Consider the following 16,312-nt stretch of genomic DNA (forward strand, 5'->3'; position numbering starts at 1 on the left):
AGGTAGTGACGCGGGCCACGCCGGGCGTCACCCCGCAGAGCTGTCTTGAAGTCAACCTCCAGGACTACGGGGCCCTAGGGGTCACCCTGAGGTCGAACAACGACGCCCTGGTTTTCCACATCATGGGGGTTTTCCACAGCCCTCGACAGCCCTATTGACGCAGCCTCTAACAACTGTCACATTCGCCAGTGTCAAGTTACGGGCACGTACCGCAGTCGGTGTGGACACAGTGGGGCGGTGGCATGACTACGGCGGCGACAGGCGAACTCCGTGCGGATTCGGCGGAATTGCGAGGGTTCAGACGGGTCCAGCAGCTGGCGTACGAGTGCGCGGAGGCCGTCGCGGCGCAGCTGGAGCCCGGTATCACCGAGCGCGAGGCGGCGCGCATGCAGCGCGAGTGGCTGCGTGAGCGCGGTGTCCGTGACTGGTTCCATCTGCCCTTCGCCTGGTTCGGGGACCGCACGGCGTTCGTGAACTTCCGGATCCCCCTGCAGTTCTTCCCCACCAACCGCCGCCTGGAGCCCGGGATGCCGTTCATCCTGGACATGGCTCCGGTGTACGAGGGCTACACGGCCGACATCGGCTACTCGGGCTCGCTCGGCATCAACCCGGTCCAGGACAAGCTGATGGCCGACCTGGAGGCGCACCGGGAGCTGATCCTGCGCGAGGTGCGCGAGCGGCGGCCGCTGCGGGAGATCTACGAGGACGTGGACCGCCTCATGGTCCGCCAGGGCTACGCGAACCGGCACCGCGCCTATCCCTTCGGCGTGATCGCGCACAAGGTCGACCGGGTCGAGGAGCGCCGCTGGTCAGCGCATGTGTTCGGGTTCGGCACCCAGTCCCTGAAGGGGCTTGCGAGCGACGCGCTGCACGGCCACCGCGATGGCTGGTCCCCGCTGTGGTCGCCGTACCGCTTCTCCGACCACCCGCCGCAGCCGGGCCTGTGGGCGGTCGAACCGCACCTCGGTTTCCGGGGCACCGGCGCGAAGTTCGAGGAGATCCTGGTCGTCACCGACTCCGCGGACCCCGAGCAGAGCGCCTTCTGGCTGGACGACGATCTGCCGCATGTGCGGCGCTGGGCGGAGGAGAAGTGACGGTGCCGTTGACTCTTCAGGGCGCGCGCGAGCGCCTCGTACGGACCGGCGGGGTCGAGCTGTGCGTCGCCGAGCTGGGCGACCCCGGGCAGCCGACGGTGATCCTGGTGCACGGCTATCCGGACAGCAAGGAGGTGTGGTCCGAGGTCGCCCCGCGCCTCGCCGACCGCTTCCATGTCGTGCTCTACGACGTCCGCGGCCATGGCCGGTCCACGCCGCCCCAGCCGCTGCGGGGCGGGTTCACGCTGGAGAAGCTGACGGACGACTTCCTGGCCGTCGCGGACGCGGTCAGCCCGGACCGGCCCGTGCATCTGGTGGGGCACGACTGGGGCTCGGTGCAGGCCTGGGAGTTCACCACGGTCCAGCGCACCGAGGGCCGGATCGCGTCCTTCACCTCGATGTCCGGGCCGTCCCTCGACCACTTCGGCCACTGGATCAACCAGCGCCTGAAGCGCCCCACTCCGCGCCGGGTCGGCCAGCTCCTCGGCCAGGGCGCCAAGTCCTGGTACGTGTACGCGCTGCACACGCCCGTGCTGCCCGAGCTGGCCTGGCGAGGCCCCCTCGGCAAGCGCTGGCCGCGCATCCTGGAGCGCGTCGAGCAGGTCCCCGGCGGCGACTACCCGACCTCGTCCCTGCCGACGGACGCGGCGCGCGGGGCGTGGCTGTACCGCGACAACGTACGGGCCAGGCTGACCCGGCCGCGCGCCGACGCGTACGCACACGCGCCCGTGCAGCTCATCACGCCCCTGGGGGACGCCTTCCTCTCGGAGCGGCTCTACGACGGACTGGAGCAGTGGGTTCCGCAGCTGACCCGGCGCACACTCCCGGCGAAGCACTGGATTCCGCGCACCCGGCCCGACCAGCTGGTGGCCTGGATCACGGAATTCGTGACGTCCGTGGAGGGCGGGCGCCCGGAAGGAGTGACGGCGACCGGGAAGTACGCCGACCGCTTCGGCGGGCAGCTCGTCCTGGTCACGGGCGCGGGCAGCGGCATCGGGCGGGCTACGGCGTATGCGTTCGCCGAGGCCGGCGCGCGCGTGGTCGCCGTCGACCGGGACGCGGAGTCCGCGGCCCGCACCGCCGAGATGTCCCGGCTGATCGGCGCGCCCGAGGCCTGGGCGGAGACGGTCGACGTCTCGGACGAGCAGGCCATGGAGAAGCTCGCCGCGAAGGTCGCGGCCGAGTACGGCGTGGTGGACGTGCTGGTGAACAACGCCGGTATCGGTCTGTCGGGCTCCTTCTTCGACACCACCCCCGAGGACTGGAAGAAGGTCCTCGACGTCAATCTGTGGGGCGTCATCCACGGCTGCCGGCTCTTCGGCAAGCAGATGGCCGAGCGCGGCCAGGGCGGCCACATCGTCAACACCGCGTCGGCGGCGGCGTACCAGCCGTCCAAGGCGCTGCCCGCCTACAGCACCTCCAAGGCGGCCGTCCTGATGCTGAGCGAGTGCCTGCGCGCGGAGCTGGCGGGGCAGGGCATCGGCGTCACGGCGATCTGCCCGGGCCTCGTCAACACCAACATCACCTCGACCGCGCACTTCGCCGGCGTCGACGCCGAGGAGGAGAAGCGGCGCCAGAAGAAGTCCGCACGGCTGTACGGGCTGCGGAACTATCCGCCGGAGAAGGTCGCCGACGCGATCCTGCGGGCGGTGGTGCGGGGGGAGGCCGTCGTGCCGGTGACGCCGGAGGCGCGTGGGGCGTATCTGATGTCGAGGTTCACGCCGAGGGCGCTGCGCAGGGTTGCGCGGATGGAGCCGCCTCTGTGAGAGGGGCTTCCGGAGCGGTGGTCGGCGGCGGCGGTAGTCGCACAGCCACCGCCGTGGGTGGTTGGGAACGGTACGACAGCGGGCGGAGGCGGCCTGGCGTGGAGAAGACCTACCGGATCGAGGACCTCGCGCACCTCAGCGGTGCCACCGTCCGCACCATCCGCGCCTACCAGGACCGGGGCCTGCTCCCCCGCCCCGAGCGCCAGGGCCGCGCCAACCTCTACTCCGACGCCCACCTCGACCGCCTGCGCCAGATCGCCGACCTGCTCGACCGCGGCTACACCCTGGCCTCCATCAAGGAACTCCTGGAGGCCTGGGACGCCGGCCGGGGCCTCGGCGGGGTGCTCGGCCTGGCCGCCGAGGTGGACGGGCCGTGGACCGACGAAGAGGCGGTACGGATCTCACGCGCCGAGTTGAACGAGCGCTTCGGCGGCGCTCCGGACGACGCGGCGGTGGCCGACGCCGTGGAGCTCGGCGTCCTGGAGCCGGTCCCCGGCGACGAGGACTCATTCGTCGTGCCGAGCCCCCAAGAGCTGGCCGTGGCAGTTGAGTTGTACGCCGCGGGAGTACCGCTGTCCGCGATCTCGGGCCACCTAAGGGAGTTGAGGGGACAGGTCGAGCACATCGCCGCCCGTTTCCTGGAGTTCACCACCGAGCACGTCTTCGCCCGCTACCTCGAAGGACCGCGCCGCCCGACGGACGCCGACGCGGCGGAAGCGGCCTCTCTCGTACGACGGCTGCGCCCCCTCGCCCAGCACACGGTGGACGCGGAACTGGCCCGGGCGATGCGTCTGTTGGCGGTACGGCACCTGCGCCAACACCTGAGCTCGGACGCCGAGCCGGGTGATCGCAAAATTGCGCGAAACGTGGCGATTCCGGCGCAGACAATGCAGGCCGTGGAAGCCTTGGTTGGTCCGGAGCAGGCCTCCGAGTTCATCGCGCTGGCCGCCGAACGCGAGGTGCGGGCCCGAGCCTTGGACCGACTCGCCGCAACTCACAGCCCGTCAGCTGATCTTGACGAAACCTCTTGAAGTGACCGCTCGTTGTCCACAGAATCGCCAATTCCCCTGTGGATAACCGCACTTGGTTGTGGATCAAACATCGACTGCGAAATCATTCGCGTGATTCCGGTCGCGCCCGGCAGTCTGATGGCATGGACGAAAGACGCACCGTGAAGGTGTCGAAGTATCTCTCGAAGCACCTGCGCCATCAGCCCGAGCGCATCGGACTGATCCTCGACGAGGGCGGCTGGGTCGAGATCGACGTACTGATCGCCGCCGCGACCGCACACGGCTTCCGGTTCACCCGGGAAGAGCTGGACCACGTGGTCGCCGCCAACGACAAGAAGCGCTTCGCGATCGAGGGCACCCGGATCCGGGCCAGCCAGGGCCACAGCATCGACGTCGACCTCGGACTGCCTCCGGCGACCCCGCCGCCGTACCTCTACCACGGCACCGTGGCCCGCAACCTGGACGCGATCCGCAGCGAGGGGCTCAGGCCCATGAACAGGCACGACGTGCACCTCTCGGCCGACCGCGAGACCGCGACGCGGGTCGGCGCCCGGCGCGGCCGCCCGGTGGTGCTCTCCGTGGACGCCGGCGCCCTGCACCGCGACGGCCATGTCTTCCACGTCAGCGCGAACGGGGTGTGGCTGACGAAGGCTGTGCCACCGGAGTACCTGCGCTTCCCCGAGGCGCACTGACCCGCCTTCCGGCATGATCAGTGGTATGGACCAATTCCCCACCACCGAGGCCGCCGTCACCGAGCTCCGCGCCATAGCCGCCGAGTACGGCCGCGAGATCGAGGTGAGCCATGACATCGGCGCCGACCAGACCTCCCGCCGCAGCGCCGCCGGAGTCGGCGTCACCACCGACCCGGACGGCTCCCTGCCCCACGAGGCGTACATCGACCTCGGCGGCTCACCCCGGGTGAGCGTGCGGCTCTACCCCGAGGACGACGCGCTGATCACCATCGAGGGCGTGGACTGTCCCGACGTCCCGCGCGACGACGTGCCCGCGTTCCTCCGCTCGGTCTTCGACGGCCTCGCCCACGTCAAGGCACGCCGCTTCCCGCCGGGCTACTTCCTGATCGTTCCGCTGCCGGGCGACCGTACACATCGCGAGTTCATGCCGATGATCAGCCTCACTCCGTGGCTGAGCAGCCGCGTGCGGTAGCCGTTTCACGTGAAACCCCTTCGGCCGCATACGCTCGACCCATGAGTCTGCGCCTGAGCACTGTGATCCTCCCGTACCGCCGCTGGTCCGAGGGGGGCCGCAAGACGTGGCAGCGCGCGGAGCAGCTCGGTTTCCACGCCGCGTACACGTACGACCACCTGTCCTGGCGCACCTTCCGGGACGGCCCCTGGTTCGGTGCCGTGCCGACGCTGACCGCAGCCGCGGCCGTCACCGACCAACTGCGGCTGGGCACCCTCGTGACCTCGCCGAACTTCCGGCATCCCGTGACCCTCGCCAAGGAGCTGATCTCCCTCGACGACGTCTCGGGCGGGCGGATCACGCTCGGCATAGGGGCGGGCGGCACCGGCTTCGACGCCACCGCGCTCGGCCAGGAGCCCTGGACGCCGCGCGAGCGTGCCGACCGGCTCGCCGAGTTCGTCGCGCTGCTGGATCGGCTGCTGACCGAGGACTCGGTGTCGTACGAGGGCGACTTCTACTCGGCGCACGAGGCCCGCAACATCCCTGGCTGTGTGCAGCGGCCCCGGCTGCCCTTCGCGGTGGCCGCGACCGGGCCGCGCGGGCTGCGGCTGGCGGCGCAGTACGGGCAGGCGTGGGTGACCACGGGCGACCCCAAGGTGAGTGAGAGCGGCACCCCCGAACAGTCGTTTCAAGCCATTCGCGGGCAGGCCGAGAAGCTGTCCGACGCGTGCGCCGCGATCGGCCGGGACGTGGCCGACCTCGACAAGGTGCTGCTCACCGGATTCACCCCGGAACGCGGCCGTGTGCTGGAGTCGCTCGATGCGTTCGTGGACTTCGCGGGACGCCATCAGGAGCTCGGATTCACCGAGATCGTGATCCACTGGCCGATCCCCGACTCGGACTTCGCGGCCGACGAGAAGGTCTTCGAGCAGATCGCGATGGAAGCCGAGGCACAGCTGCGGTGAGTACGGCGGCCTCGGTCCGCGAGTCGGGCACGACACTGCTGGTGAGGGCGCTGCCGACGGTGTTCTCAGGGGCGGGATCTCCTCAGGGACCGCCTCAGATGTGCGGACTGCCGCACGACCGTGCAGGCATATGCGGGAGAATGACGCGGTGACCTCAGCGACTCGACAGCCCCAGAACCCGGACGCCGCCGTGCGCCCGCGGCTCATCGCCACCGACCTGGACGGCACCCTGCTGCGGGACGACAAGTCCGTCTCCCCACGCACGATCGCCGCGCTGGCCGCCGCCGAGGAGGCGGGCGTCGAGGTCTTCTTCGTCACCGGCCGCCCCGCCCGCTGGATGAACGTCGTCAGCGACCACGTCCACGGTCACGGCCTGGCGATCTGCGGCAACGGCGCCGCGGTCGTCGACCTGCACGGCGGACCCGGCGCCCACCGGTTCGTGAAGGTGCGCGAGCTGGCACGGGAGAACGCGCTGGACGCCGTACGCCTGCTGCGCGAGGCGGCGCCGGGCACGGTGTACGCGGTGGAGCAGACATACGGCTTCTACCAGGAGCCGGACTACCCCAAGCTGCACATGGAGATACCGGACGAGCTCGCGCCGGCCGAGGACCTCCTGTCGCCGGTCACTCCCGGCGCCGGCGAGCCGGTGCTCAAGATCCTCGCCTACCACCCCACCCTCGACCCCGACGGCTTCCTCACCGTGGCCCGCCTCGCCATCGGCGAGCGCGCCAATGTCACCCGCTCCAGCCCCAGCGCCCTGCTGGAGATCAGCGGGCCCGGCGTCTCCAAGGCGAGCACGCTGGCCCTGTGCTGCGCCGAGCGCGGTATCTCGCACGAGGAGGTCGTGGCCTTCGGGGACATGCCGAACGACGTCGAGATGCTGACGTGGGCGGGGCAGTCGTACGCGATGGGCAACGCCCACCCGGACGTCGTCGCCGCCGCGTCGGGGCGGACGGTCGCCAACAACGAGGACGGGGTGGCGGTCATCATCGAGCAGATGCTGGCCGAGCGCGGCTAGCCCTTACCCGAGCGGCACTCCCCGCTCCGCCAGCCACGGCACAGGATCGACCGCCGAGCCCAGCTCCGGGGTGATCCGGACCTCGAAATGCAGATGCGGGCCGGTGGAGTTGCCGGTCGTGCCGGACTGGCCGATCCACTGCCCGGCGTCGACGCGCTCGCCCTGGTCGACCGTGACCGAGGCGAGGTGGGCGTACTGCGTGTAATAGCCGTCCGTGTGCTGGACGACGACCTCCATGCCGAAGGCACCTGCGCACGCCACCTTGGCCACGCGTCCGTCCCCGGCCGCCCGCACCGGCGTGCCGATCGGTACCGCGAAGTCCTGCCCGGTGTGCTGGTTCGCCCACCGCGACCCACCGCTGCCGAACGCGGCGGACAGCTCGTAGGACTCCACCGGCGTGGCCCACGCGCCGGTGGAGTCCTTCTGCTTCTGGTCGAGCCGGACGGCACCGGGGCAGGAGCCGGCGGCCACGGAGGCATCGGCCTCGCCCTGCAACTGCCACCGCGCCTCGTCGAGCTTCTGCTCGATGCCCCGCTTCAGCTCGGCGAGCTCGGCGTTGCGCTTCTCCAGGCCGTGCCAGGCGGCCGCGGCTCTGGCCTCGTCCTTGGCGAGCTGGGTCTCCGCGCGGCGGCTCTTCTCGATGGCGTTGTTGACGGCCAGGTTCGTCTGCGAGAACACATGCTGACCGCGCATCAGCTCCTCCGGACTCGACGCGAGGATGATCTGCGCGGTGAGCGGCATCCCGCCACTGGTGCGGTACTGGGCGCGCGCGATCCGGCCCAAGTCCTCGCGCAGCACGCCGATCTCCCGCCGCTCGCGGTCGAGCAACCCCTCGATCCGCTGGGCCTGCGCCCGCTGTCCCTCGGCCTCCTGGCGCCCCGCCTCGTACCGCTTCGTCGCCCGGGACGCGTCCTCGTACAACTGCACCACCTGCGCGCTCAGGCCGAGGCCACCACCGGCGCCGTGGCCCCCGGTGGTGTCCTCGTCGTCGCCAGCGGCTTCGGCGGGCCGCGCCACGAGGAGCACGAGCGCACACAGCAGCGCCGGAACGGCCAGAACACGACGGCGATATGAGCGCATGTCAGCGATCCTGACCCGAGGATCCGTCCGTGGCCCGTTCAGGACGTACGCCTGGGGGACAGGTTGCTGCGGACGGGTCAGTGCGAGGGGTGAATCCGACTGACTACTGGGGCCGGCTCAGGGCGCCTGGGCGTCACGGCATCCCCACCAACAGATCCGCCGCCTCTTCCCGCTCCACCATCCCCCGCAGCGGCCCGTCCGCAGCGGCCAGTTCCGCGAACGTCCCCCGCTGCACGACACGCCCCTCGTCCAGCACGACCACCTCGTCCACGGCCTCCAACCCGGCCAGTCGGTGCGTGATGAGCAGGGTCGTACGGCCCTCGGTGGCGGCCAGCAGGTCGGCGGTGAGGGCGTCGGCGGTCGGCAGATCCAGGTGCTCGGCGGGCTCGTCGAGCACGAGGACGGGGAAGTCGGCCAGGAGTGCGCGCGCCAGCGCGAGCCGCTGCCGCTGCCCGCCCGACAGCCACGCCCCGTGTTCGCCCACGAGCGTGTCCAGCCCGTCGGGCAGGCCGTCGGCCCAGTCGAGCAGCCGCGCGCGTCCCAGGGCGTCGCGCAGTTCGGCCTCGGAGGCGTCCTTCCTGGCGAGGAGCAGGTTCTCGCGCACGGAGCTGTCGAAGAGGTGCGCGTCCTGAGCGCACAGCCCGACGAGCCGCCGTACGTCGTCGCCGTCCACCGCGCAGGCGTCCACGCCGCCCAGCGTGTACGAGCCCGCGTCCGCGTCCAGGAAGCGCAACAGCACCTGCGCCAGGGTCGTCTTGCCGGACCCGGACGATCCGACGACGGCGATCCGGCGGCCCTCCTCCAGGGTCAGGTCGAGGCCGGCGAGCGCGTCCCGGTCCTGGCCTGCGTGACGGGCGGTCAGGCCCCGGACGGCGACCGGGAAGGGCGATGCGGGCGCCTTCCGGGGACGCGCCGGTTCCCGTACGGGCTCGGGCGCGTCGAGGACTTCGTGGACGCGCTCGGCGCTCTTGCGCACCCGCTGGCGGTACTGCACGGCGAGCGGCAGCCCCAGGACGGCCTCGAAGGCGGCCAGTGGGGTGAGGACGACGACGGCCATCGTCACACCGCTCAGCCGTCCGTCGGCGACCGCCTGAGCGCCCACGAGGGCGGTCGCGGCGACGGTGAGGCCGGAGATCAGCGCGGTGAGTCCGTCGCCGAGCGCCGTCGCGGTGGCGGCCCGCGAGGCGATCCGGGTGAGCACCCCGTCGGCCCCCCGTGCCTCGGCCGTACGGCTGGGCAGCGCGCCGGCGACGGTCAGTTCCGCGGTGCCGGTGAGCAGATCCGTCACGCGTGTCGCGAGGACTCCGCGGGCGGGGGCCAGCCTGCGCTCGGCACGTCGGGCGACGGCACCCGTGACGAGCGGGACGCCGAGCCCGGCCGCCAGCAGCCCCGCCGCGAGCACCGCGCCCGCCTCGGGCAGCAGCCATGCGGTGAAGCCGACGGCCCCGGCGGACACGACCGCCCCGGCGGCCGCGGGCAACAGCCAGCGCAGCCAGTAGTCCTGAAGCGCGTCCACGTCGGCGACGAGCCTCGACAGCAGGTCGCCCCGCCGCGTGCGGCGCAGCCCGGCGGGCGCCAGCCGCTCCAGCCGCCGGTACACGGCGACCCGGGTGTCGGCCAGCATCCGCAGCACCGCGTCGTGCGACACCAGCCGCTCGGCGTACCGGAACACGGCCCGCCCGATACCGAAGGCCCGCGTCGCCGTCACGGCCACCATCAGATACAGCACGGGCGGCTGCTGCGAGGCCCGCGAGATGAGCCATCCGGAGGTGGCCATGAGCCCGACGGCACTGCCGAGCGCGAGGCTCCCGAGCAGGAGGGCGAGAGCGAGCCGGCCGCGCCGGGGGCCCGACATGGCGCGGACGCGGGCGAGGACACCACGCGCGTCCGTCGTGAGCGGCACCGCCTCGGCCTCGGCGGGGGCGGAATCACCGTACGTTTCGCCGACCTCGTTCGGACGCTCGTCGGACACCTTGGGCAGGGCCTCCGACCGCGCCGGCGCCGCGATCTCAGCGAGCCGCACCACGCGGTCCGCCACGCCGAGCAACGCCGGCCTGTGCACGACCAGCAGCACCGTGCGTCCCACGGCGAGCCGCCGCACGGCCTCCACGACCTCGGACTCGGTGGCCCCGTCGAGCGCGGCCGTCGGCTCGTCGAGCAGCAGGACGGGCCGGTCCGCGAGGAAAGCCCGGGCCAGCGCGAGCCGCTGCCGCTGCCCCGCGGACAGTCCGGCCCCGTCCTCACCCAGCACGGTCTCGACGCCCTCGGGCAGCGCGTCCACGAACTCCAGCGCTCCGGCATCGGCCAGCGCCCGCCGCACGGCCGCATCGTCCGCGTCGCGACGCGCCAGCCGTACGTTCTCGGCGATCGTCCCTGCGTACAGATGGGGCCGCTGCGGAACCCAGGCGATACGTGAGCGCCACTGCGCGAGATCGAGCTCGGTGAGGTCGGCTCCCCCGACCAGCACCCGCCCCTCGGTCGGCCGCACAAACCCCAACAGCACGTTCAGCAGCGTCGACTTGCCCGCGCCGCTCGACCCGACGAGCGCCACCGTCTCCCCGGGCTCGACGGCGAAGGACACGTCCGCCACCGCATCGGCCGTGCGGCCGGGGTAGCGGACGGAGACCCCCTCGAACGACACCCCGCCGGTCGGCACCGCCGCGGTCCCGGACGCCGGCACCGGCGTCTCCAGCACCTCGAAGATCTCCTCCGCCGCGGAGAGCCCCTCGGCCGCCGCGTGGTACTGGGCACCCACCTGCCGCAGCGGCAGATAGGCCTCGGGCGCCAGCACGAGGATGACCAGGCCGTCGTACAGATGCATCTCGCCATGGACCAGCCGCATGCCGATCGTGACGGCGACCAGGGCCACCGAGAGCGTCGAGAGCAGCTCCAGCGCGAAGGAGGAGATGAAGGCGATCCGCAGGGTACGCATCGTCGCCCTGCGGTACTCACCGGTGATCCGCCGGATCGAGTCGGCCTGCGCCTTGGCCCTGCCGAACACCTTCAGCGTCGGCAGTCCGGCGACGACGTCGAGGAAGTGCCCCGACAGCCGGGACAGCAGCTGCCACTGACGGTCCATCCGGGACTGGGTGGCCCAGCCGATCAGCATCATGAAGACCGGGATGAGCGGCAGGGTGCCGACGATGATGGCCGCCGAGACCCAGTCCTCGGTCACGATCCGCGCCAGCACCGCGATCGGCACGACGACCGCGAGGCCCAACTGCGGCAGATAGCGCGAGAAGTAGTCGTCGAGGGCGTCGACACCGCGGGTGGCGAGGGCGACCAGTGACCCGGTCCGCTGCCCGCCGAGCCACCCGGGGCCCAGCTCGGCGGCACGCTCCAGCAGCCGCCCCCGCAACTCCGACTTCACCGCCGCGCTCGCGCGGTGGGCGGCCAGCTCGGTGAGCCAGGCGACCACCGCACGGCCGAACGCGACCGCCGCCAACAGCAGCAGGGGAGTGCGCAGTTCAGCGGCGGACAGGTCCTGCTGGAACGCCCCCACCACCGCCTCGGCGATGAGCATCGCCTGCGCGATGACCAGTCCCGCCCCGACGACACCCAGGCCGACGACCGCGATCAGGAAGAGGCGGGTGGCGCGGGCGTATCGGAGGAGACGCGGATCGATTGGTTTCACGTGAAACACACCTCAGTGCACGGATTCGGCGATGTGCTGCGTGCCGATGCGCTTGCGGAAGACCCAGTAGGTCCACCCCTGGTAGAGCATGACGATCGGTGTCGCGATGACCGCGCACCAGGTCATGATCTTCAGGGTGTAGGCGCTCGATGACGCGTTGGTGACCGTGAGGCTCCACTCGTCATTGAGCGAGGACGGCATGACGTTCGGGAAGAGCGTCAGGAAGAGCATCGCCACGGCGGCCACGATGGTGACGCCGGAGAAGGCGAACGACCATCCCTCGCGCCCAGCCTGGTTCGCCACCAGCGCGGCCACCAGCGCGGCCACGGCCACGACGAGGGCGACGAGGCTCTGACCGTCGCCATTCTCGATCTGCGTCCAGAGCAGGAAGATCAACGCCAGCACGGCGGTCGCAAGGCCGACCCACAGGGCCGTCTTCCGCGCCCGCTCCCGGATCTCCCCCACGGTCTTGAGCGCGGTGAACACCGCACCGTGGAAGGTGAACAGCGTCAGCGTGACCAGACCGCCCAGCAGTGCGTACGGGTTGAGCAGGTCCAGGACGTTGCCGACGTACTCATGGCTCTGGTCGATCTTCACGCCCCGCACGATGTTGGCGAAGGCCACGCCCCACAGGAACGCCGGGAGCAGCGAGCACCAGAAGATGGCGTGCTCCCAGTTGCGCTGCCAGTCCTCCTCCGGCCGCTTCGCCCGGTACTCGAAGGCGACACCCCGGACGATCAGGCAGACCAGGATGAGCAGCAGGGGCAGATAGAAGCCGGAGAAGAGCGTGGCGTACCACTCGGGGAAGGCGGCGAAGGTGGCACCGCCCGCCGAGAGCAGCCACACCTCGTTGCCGTCCCAGACGGGGCCGATGGTGTTGATCAGCACCCGCCGCTCGAGCCGGTTGCGGGCCAGCAGCTTGGTGAGGACACCGACCCCGAAGTCGAAGCCCTCCAGGAAGAAGTAGCCGGTCCACAGGACGGCGATCAGGACGAACCAGACGTCGTGAAGTTCCATGACTGTGCAGCTCCCTCGGCCTAGTACGAGAAGGCCATCGGCTTGTCGGCGTCACGGGAGTCGCCGCCGATCTTCGTGGGCGGGTTCAGGTCGGCCTCGGTGAGCTCGGGCGGGCCGGCTTTGACGTACTTCACCAGCAGCTTGACCTCGACCACGGCGAGGATGGCGTACAGCGCGGTGAAGACGATCATCGAGGTGAGGACCTCGCCCTGAGAGACACCGGGGGAGACCGCGTCGCGGGTCTGCAGGACGCCGTAGACGACCCAGGGCTGACGGCCCATCTCGGTGAAGATCCAGCCCCAGGAGTTGGCGATCAGCGGGAAGGCCAGGGTCCAGATCGCGATGCGCCAGTACCACTTGGTCAGCTTCGGGCCGAGGGCCTTCTTCGGGAGCAGCACCAGATGCGGCACCTCGTCGTCACCGACCCTCAGGTGCTGCGGCAGCATGAACTTCTTGCGGGTCAGCCAGAGTCCGACCAGGCCCACGGCGAACGACGCCATGCCGAAGCCGATCATCCAGCGGAAGCCCCAGTAGGCGACGGGGATGTTGGGCCGGTAGTCGCCGCGGCCGTACTTCTCCTGCTCGGCCTTGTTGACGTCGTTGATGCCGGGGACGTACGAGGTGAAGTCGTCCTTGGCCAGGAAGGACAGCAGGCCGGGGATCTCTATGGCGACCTTGTTGTGGCCCTTGTCGACGTCACCGACGGCGAAGATCGAGAAGGGCGCCGGCTCCTCGCCGTCCCACAGGGCCTCGGCGGCGGCCATCTTCATCGGCTGCTGCTCGTACATGATCTTGCCGAGCGTGTCACCGCTGATCGCGGTGAGCAGGCCGCCGATGGCAACGGTGACCAGGCCGAGCCTGAGCGAGGTCTTCATCTCGCGGATGTGCTTCTTGCGCAGCAGATGGAAGGCGGAGATGCCGACCATGAACGCGCCACCGGTGAGGAAGGCCGCGGACAGGGTGTGGAAGGCCTGCGCGAGCGCGGTGTTCTGGGTCAGCACCAGCCAGAAGTCGGTGAGCTCGGCCCGCCCCTTCGCCTCGTTGATCCGGTAGCCGACGGGGTGCTGCATCCAGGAGTTGGCCGCCAGGATGAAGTACGCCGACAGGATCGTGCCGATGGAGACCATCCACATGCAGGCCAGGTGGATCTTCTTCGGCAGCTTGTCCCAGCCGAAGATCCACAGGCCGATGAAGGTGGACTCGAAGAAGAAGGCGATCAGCGCCTCGAAGGCGAGCGGAGCACCGAAGACGTCACCGACGAAGCGGGAGTAGTCGGACCAGTTCATGCCGAACTGGAACTCCTGCACGATGCCGGTGACGACCCCCATCGCGATGTTGATCAGGAAGAGCTTGCCCCAGAACTTCGTCGCCCTGAGGTACTTCTCCTTCTCCGTGCGTACCCAGGCGGTCTGCAACCCGGCCGTGAGGGCGGCCAGCGAGATCGTCAGGGGGACGAACAGGAAGTGGTAGACGGTGGTGATGCCGAACTGCCATCGCGCCAAGGTCTCCGGCGCCAAAGCCAGGTCCACGTCGCCGCTCCTTACATACGCTTGTGAAAGCGTTCACATTCACAAGCAATTATGCAGCACGGTCACTATGACCCCCCACGGGGGGGTCCCTTGTTACGACGCACCCCTTGGCGGCAACTTCAACATATTGTTGAATCGCCAGCATGCAGACACAGACACCGCGTCAGATACGGATCTCCTGGCCCGCGGGGCACCTCACCGCGACCCTTGACGACACTCCGACCGCACAAGCCCTCAGCAAGGCCCTGCCGCTCAGCTCGACCGCCCGAACTTGGGGCGAGGAGGTGTACTTCGACACAGGAGTGTCCGTTTCACGTGAAACGGACGCCCAGCAGGTGGTCGAGCCGGGCACGGTCGCCTTCTGGACCGACGGCGACGCGCTGGCCCTCCCCTACGGACCCACACCGATCTCGCGAGGCTGGGGGTCCCCCCAAACGGAGTTTGGGGGAGAATGCCGCCTCGCGAGCCCGTGCAACATCCTGGGCCGCCTCGACAGCGACCCCCGCCTGCTGGCGACGGTCCGCGACGGCGACCCCATACGCGTGGAACTGGTGGACGCCTGACCGTGCCCGCGTAGAAACTCGCGAAGGCCTGACCGTGCCCGCGTGGCCCTAGAGCTCCTTGCGGAACCCTTCCGCCACCTTCAGGAAGATGTCGTTCGCCTCGGCCTCCCCGACCGTCACCCGCACACCCTCGCCCGGGAACGGCCGGATCACCACGCCCGCCTGCTCACACGCCTGAGCGAAGGCGACCGTGCGCTCCCCCAGCCGCAGCCACACGAAGTTGGCCTGAGTCTCGGGCACCGTCCAGCCCTGGGCCCGCAGCCCCTCGCCCACGCGGTTGCGCTCACACACCAGCGACCCGACCCTGCCGAGCAGTTCGTCCTCGGCACGCAGCGAGGCGACCGCCGCGTCCTGCGCGAGCTGGCTCACCCCGAAGGGCACGGCCGTCTTGCGCAGGGCCGCCGCGACCGGTTCCTGGGCGATCGCGAAGCCGACGCGCAGGCCCGCGAGACCGTACGCCTTGGAGAAGGTCCGCAGGACACAGACGTTCGGCCGCTCGCGGTAGATCTCCACGCCGTCCGGCACCTCGGGGTCGCGGATGAACTCGCGGTACGCCTCGTCCAGCACCACCAGGACATCGCTGGGCACCCGGTCGAGGAATCGCTCCAGCTCGGCCCGCTTCACGACCGTGCCGGTCGGGTTGTTGGGGTTGCAGACGAAGATCAGCCTGGTGCGGTCGGTGATGGCGGCGGCCATCGCGTCCAGGTCGTGCACCTCACCCGAGGTCAGGGGCACCTTGACGGAGGTGGCACCGCTGATCTGCACGATGATCGGGTACGCCTCGAAGGACCGCCAGGCGTAGATGACCTCGTCGCCGGGCCCCGTGGTGGCCTGGATCAGCTGCTGGGCCACACCGACCGAGCCGGTGCCCGTGGCCAGATGGCTGACCGGAACGCCGAAGCGCTCGGACAGCTCGTTCATCAGCCCCGTGCACATCATGTCCGGGTAGCGGTTGAACGAAGAAACCGCCGCAGTCACCGTCTCCATCACGCCCGGCAGCGGCGGATAGGGGTTCTCGTTGGAGGACAGCTTGTAGGCCACCGGGCCACCGGCCGCGGCGGGCTTGCCCGGCTTGTAGGTGGGGATACCCTCCAGCTCGGCGCGCAGCTTGGGGCTCGTCTCGCTCACCGCAGTCCTCCTCGCGAACACCGGCGGCCCATCACCACCGCCGGCTCCAATACTTCTCACCTTATGAGGATTCCGCGCCGATGCGTACAGGTGAGGAGGAGCCGATACCCGCCGACGGGGCAGACCCGTCCGCTGATCACACCTGTCACACCAGCATCAAGGGCATCGTCATACGAAGGCGTACGAATTGGGGGGCGCGTCACACATATATCTACGCGCCGGTGGCTCGCGCCCTGGCGCGCATCACCCGTGAAGGTGAGTTGAGACCTCTTCGAAACATCGGACACTTGGCAGGCCCATGCGCGCCGACAAGTCACGTCTTGCCATTGGATCGTTCAACTCCCTTGCTTTCAAAGGAATTTGAC

At 70.2% G+C, this 16,312-nt stretch carries 13 protein-coding genes; 8 read left to right on the forward strand and 5 right to left on the reverse strand.

Going from position 1 to position 16,312, the window contains the following annotated elements; translation table 11 throughout:
- The first annotated feature begins 242 nt into the window (after positions 1–242).
- The 7 genes from OG254_RS24585 to OG254_RS24615 all read left to right on the forward strand — a co-directional run bounded on the left by OG254_RS24585 (position 243) and on the right by OG254_RS24615 (position 6,996).
- Complete coding sequence (locus OG254_RS24585; RefSeq protein WP_351195957.1) at positions 243–1,094, forward strand: M24 family metallopeptidase; 852 nt, start codon at positions 243–245, stop codon at positions 1,092–1,094.
- A gap of 8 nt (positions 1,095–1,102) precedes the next feature.
- On the forward strand, positions 1,103–2,860 hold the full coding sequence (locus OG254_RS24590; RefSeq protein WP_405595166.1) for an SDR family oxidoreductase: 1,758 nt from the start codon (positions 1,103–1,105) through the stop codon (positions 2,858–2,860).
- Between the two features lie 98 nt (positions 2,861–2,958).
- Positions 2,959–3,891, forward strand: a complete 933-nt coding sequence (locus OG254_RS24595; protein WP_405585438.1) for a MerR family transcriptional regulator — start codon at positions 2,959–2,961, stop codon at positions 3,889–3,891.
- Positions 3,892–4,013: 122 nt separating this feature from the next.
- Complete coding sequence (locus OG254_RS24600; RefSeq protein WP_351195961.1) at positions 4,014–4,562, forward strand: RNA 2'-phosphotransferase; 549 nt, start codon at positions 4,014–4,016, stop codon at positions 4,560–4,562.
- Positions 4,563–4,587: 25 nt separating this feature from the next.
- Positions 4,588–5,034 carry a hypothetical protein gene (locus OG254_RS24605; RefSeq protein WP_405585441.1) on the forward strand — a complete coding sequence of 149 codons (447 nt, stop codon included), beginning with the start codon at positions 4,588–4,590 and terminating at the stop codon, positions 5,032–5,034.
- A 41-nt stretch (positions 5,035–5,075) separates the two neighbouring features.
- Positions 5,076–5,978 (forward strand): LLM class flavin-dependent oxidoreductase, encoded by a 903-nt coding sequence (locus OG254_RS24610; RefSeq protein WP_405585443.1) that lies wholly within the window; start codon positions 5,076–5,078, stop codon positions 5,976–5,978.
- 130 nt (positions 5,979–6,108) lie between these two features.
- Positions 6,109–6,996 (forward strand): HAD-IIB family hydrolase, encoded by an 888-nt coding sequence (locus tag OG254_RS24615; RefSeq protein ID WP_405585446.1) that lies wholly within the window; start codon positions 6,109–6,111, stop codon positions 6,994–6,996.
- Between the two features lie 3 nt (positions 6,997–6,999).
- Here OG254_RS24615 and OG254_RS24620 read toward each other — a convergent pair whose 3' ends face one another.
- The 4 genes from OG254_RS24620 to OG254_RS24635 form a co-directional block, all read right to left on the reverse strand.
- Positions 7,000–8,076: a M23 family metallopeptidase gene (locus OG254_RS24620; protein ID WP_405585449.1), complete on the reverse strand. Its 1,077-nt coding sequence runs from the start codon at positions 8,074–8,076 to the stop codon at positions 7,000–7,002.
- A 133-nt stretch (positions 8,077–8,209) separates the two neighbouring features.
- Positions 8,210–11,710 (reverse strand): thiol reductant ABC exporter subunit CydD, encoded by a 3,501-nt coding sequence (gene cydD, locus OG254_RS24625; RefSeq protein ID WP_405585452.1) that lies wholly within the window; start codon positions 11,708–11,710, stop codon positions 8,210–8,212.
- Positions 11,711–11,722: 12 nt separating this feature from the next.
- Positions 11,723–12,727 carry a cytochrome d ubiquinol oxidase subunit II gene (gene cydB, locus OG254_RS24630; RefSeq protein ID WP_405585455.1) on the reverse strand — a complete coding sequence of 335 codons (1,005 nt, stop codon included), beginning with the start codon at positions 12,725–12,727 and terminating at the stop codon, positions 11,723–11,725.
- A 20-nt stretch (positions 12,728–12,747) separates the two neighbouring features.
- Entirely contained in the window at positions 12,748–14,256 is a 1,509-nt protein-coding gene (locus tag OG254_RS24635; protein WP_405585458.1) for a cytochrome ubiquinol oxidase subunit I, read from the reverse strand.
- A 143-nt stretch (positions 14,257–14,399) separates the two neighbouring features.
- Between OG254_RS24635 and OG254_RS24640 the strand changes: the two genes are divergently transcribed.
- Positions 14,400–14,819: a cyclophilin-like fold protein gene (locus OG254_RS24640; RefSeq protein WP_405585461.1), complete on the forward strand. Its 420-nt coding sequence runs from the start codon at positions 14,400–14,402 to the stop codon at positions 14,817–14,819.
- A 48-nt stretch (positions 14,820–14,867) separates the two neighbouring features.
- Here OG254_RS24640 and hisC read toward each other — a convergent pair whose 3' ends face one another.
- A complete protein-coding gene (gene hisC, locus OG254_RS24645) occupies positions 14,868–15,947 on the reverse strand; it encodes a histidinol-phosphate transaminase (protein ID WP_351195979.1) in 1,080 nt (359 codons plus the stop codon).
- Positions 15,948–16,312 lie beyond the last annotated feature (365 nt).

Origin of the sequence: Streptomyces sp. NBC_01092 (genome assembly GCF_045039535.1) — a bacterium.
GTDB lineage: Bacteria > Actinomycetota > Actinomycetes > Streptomycetales > Streptomycetaceae > Streptomyces.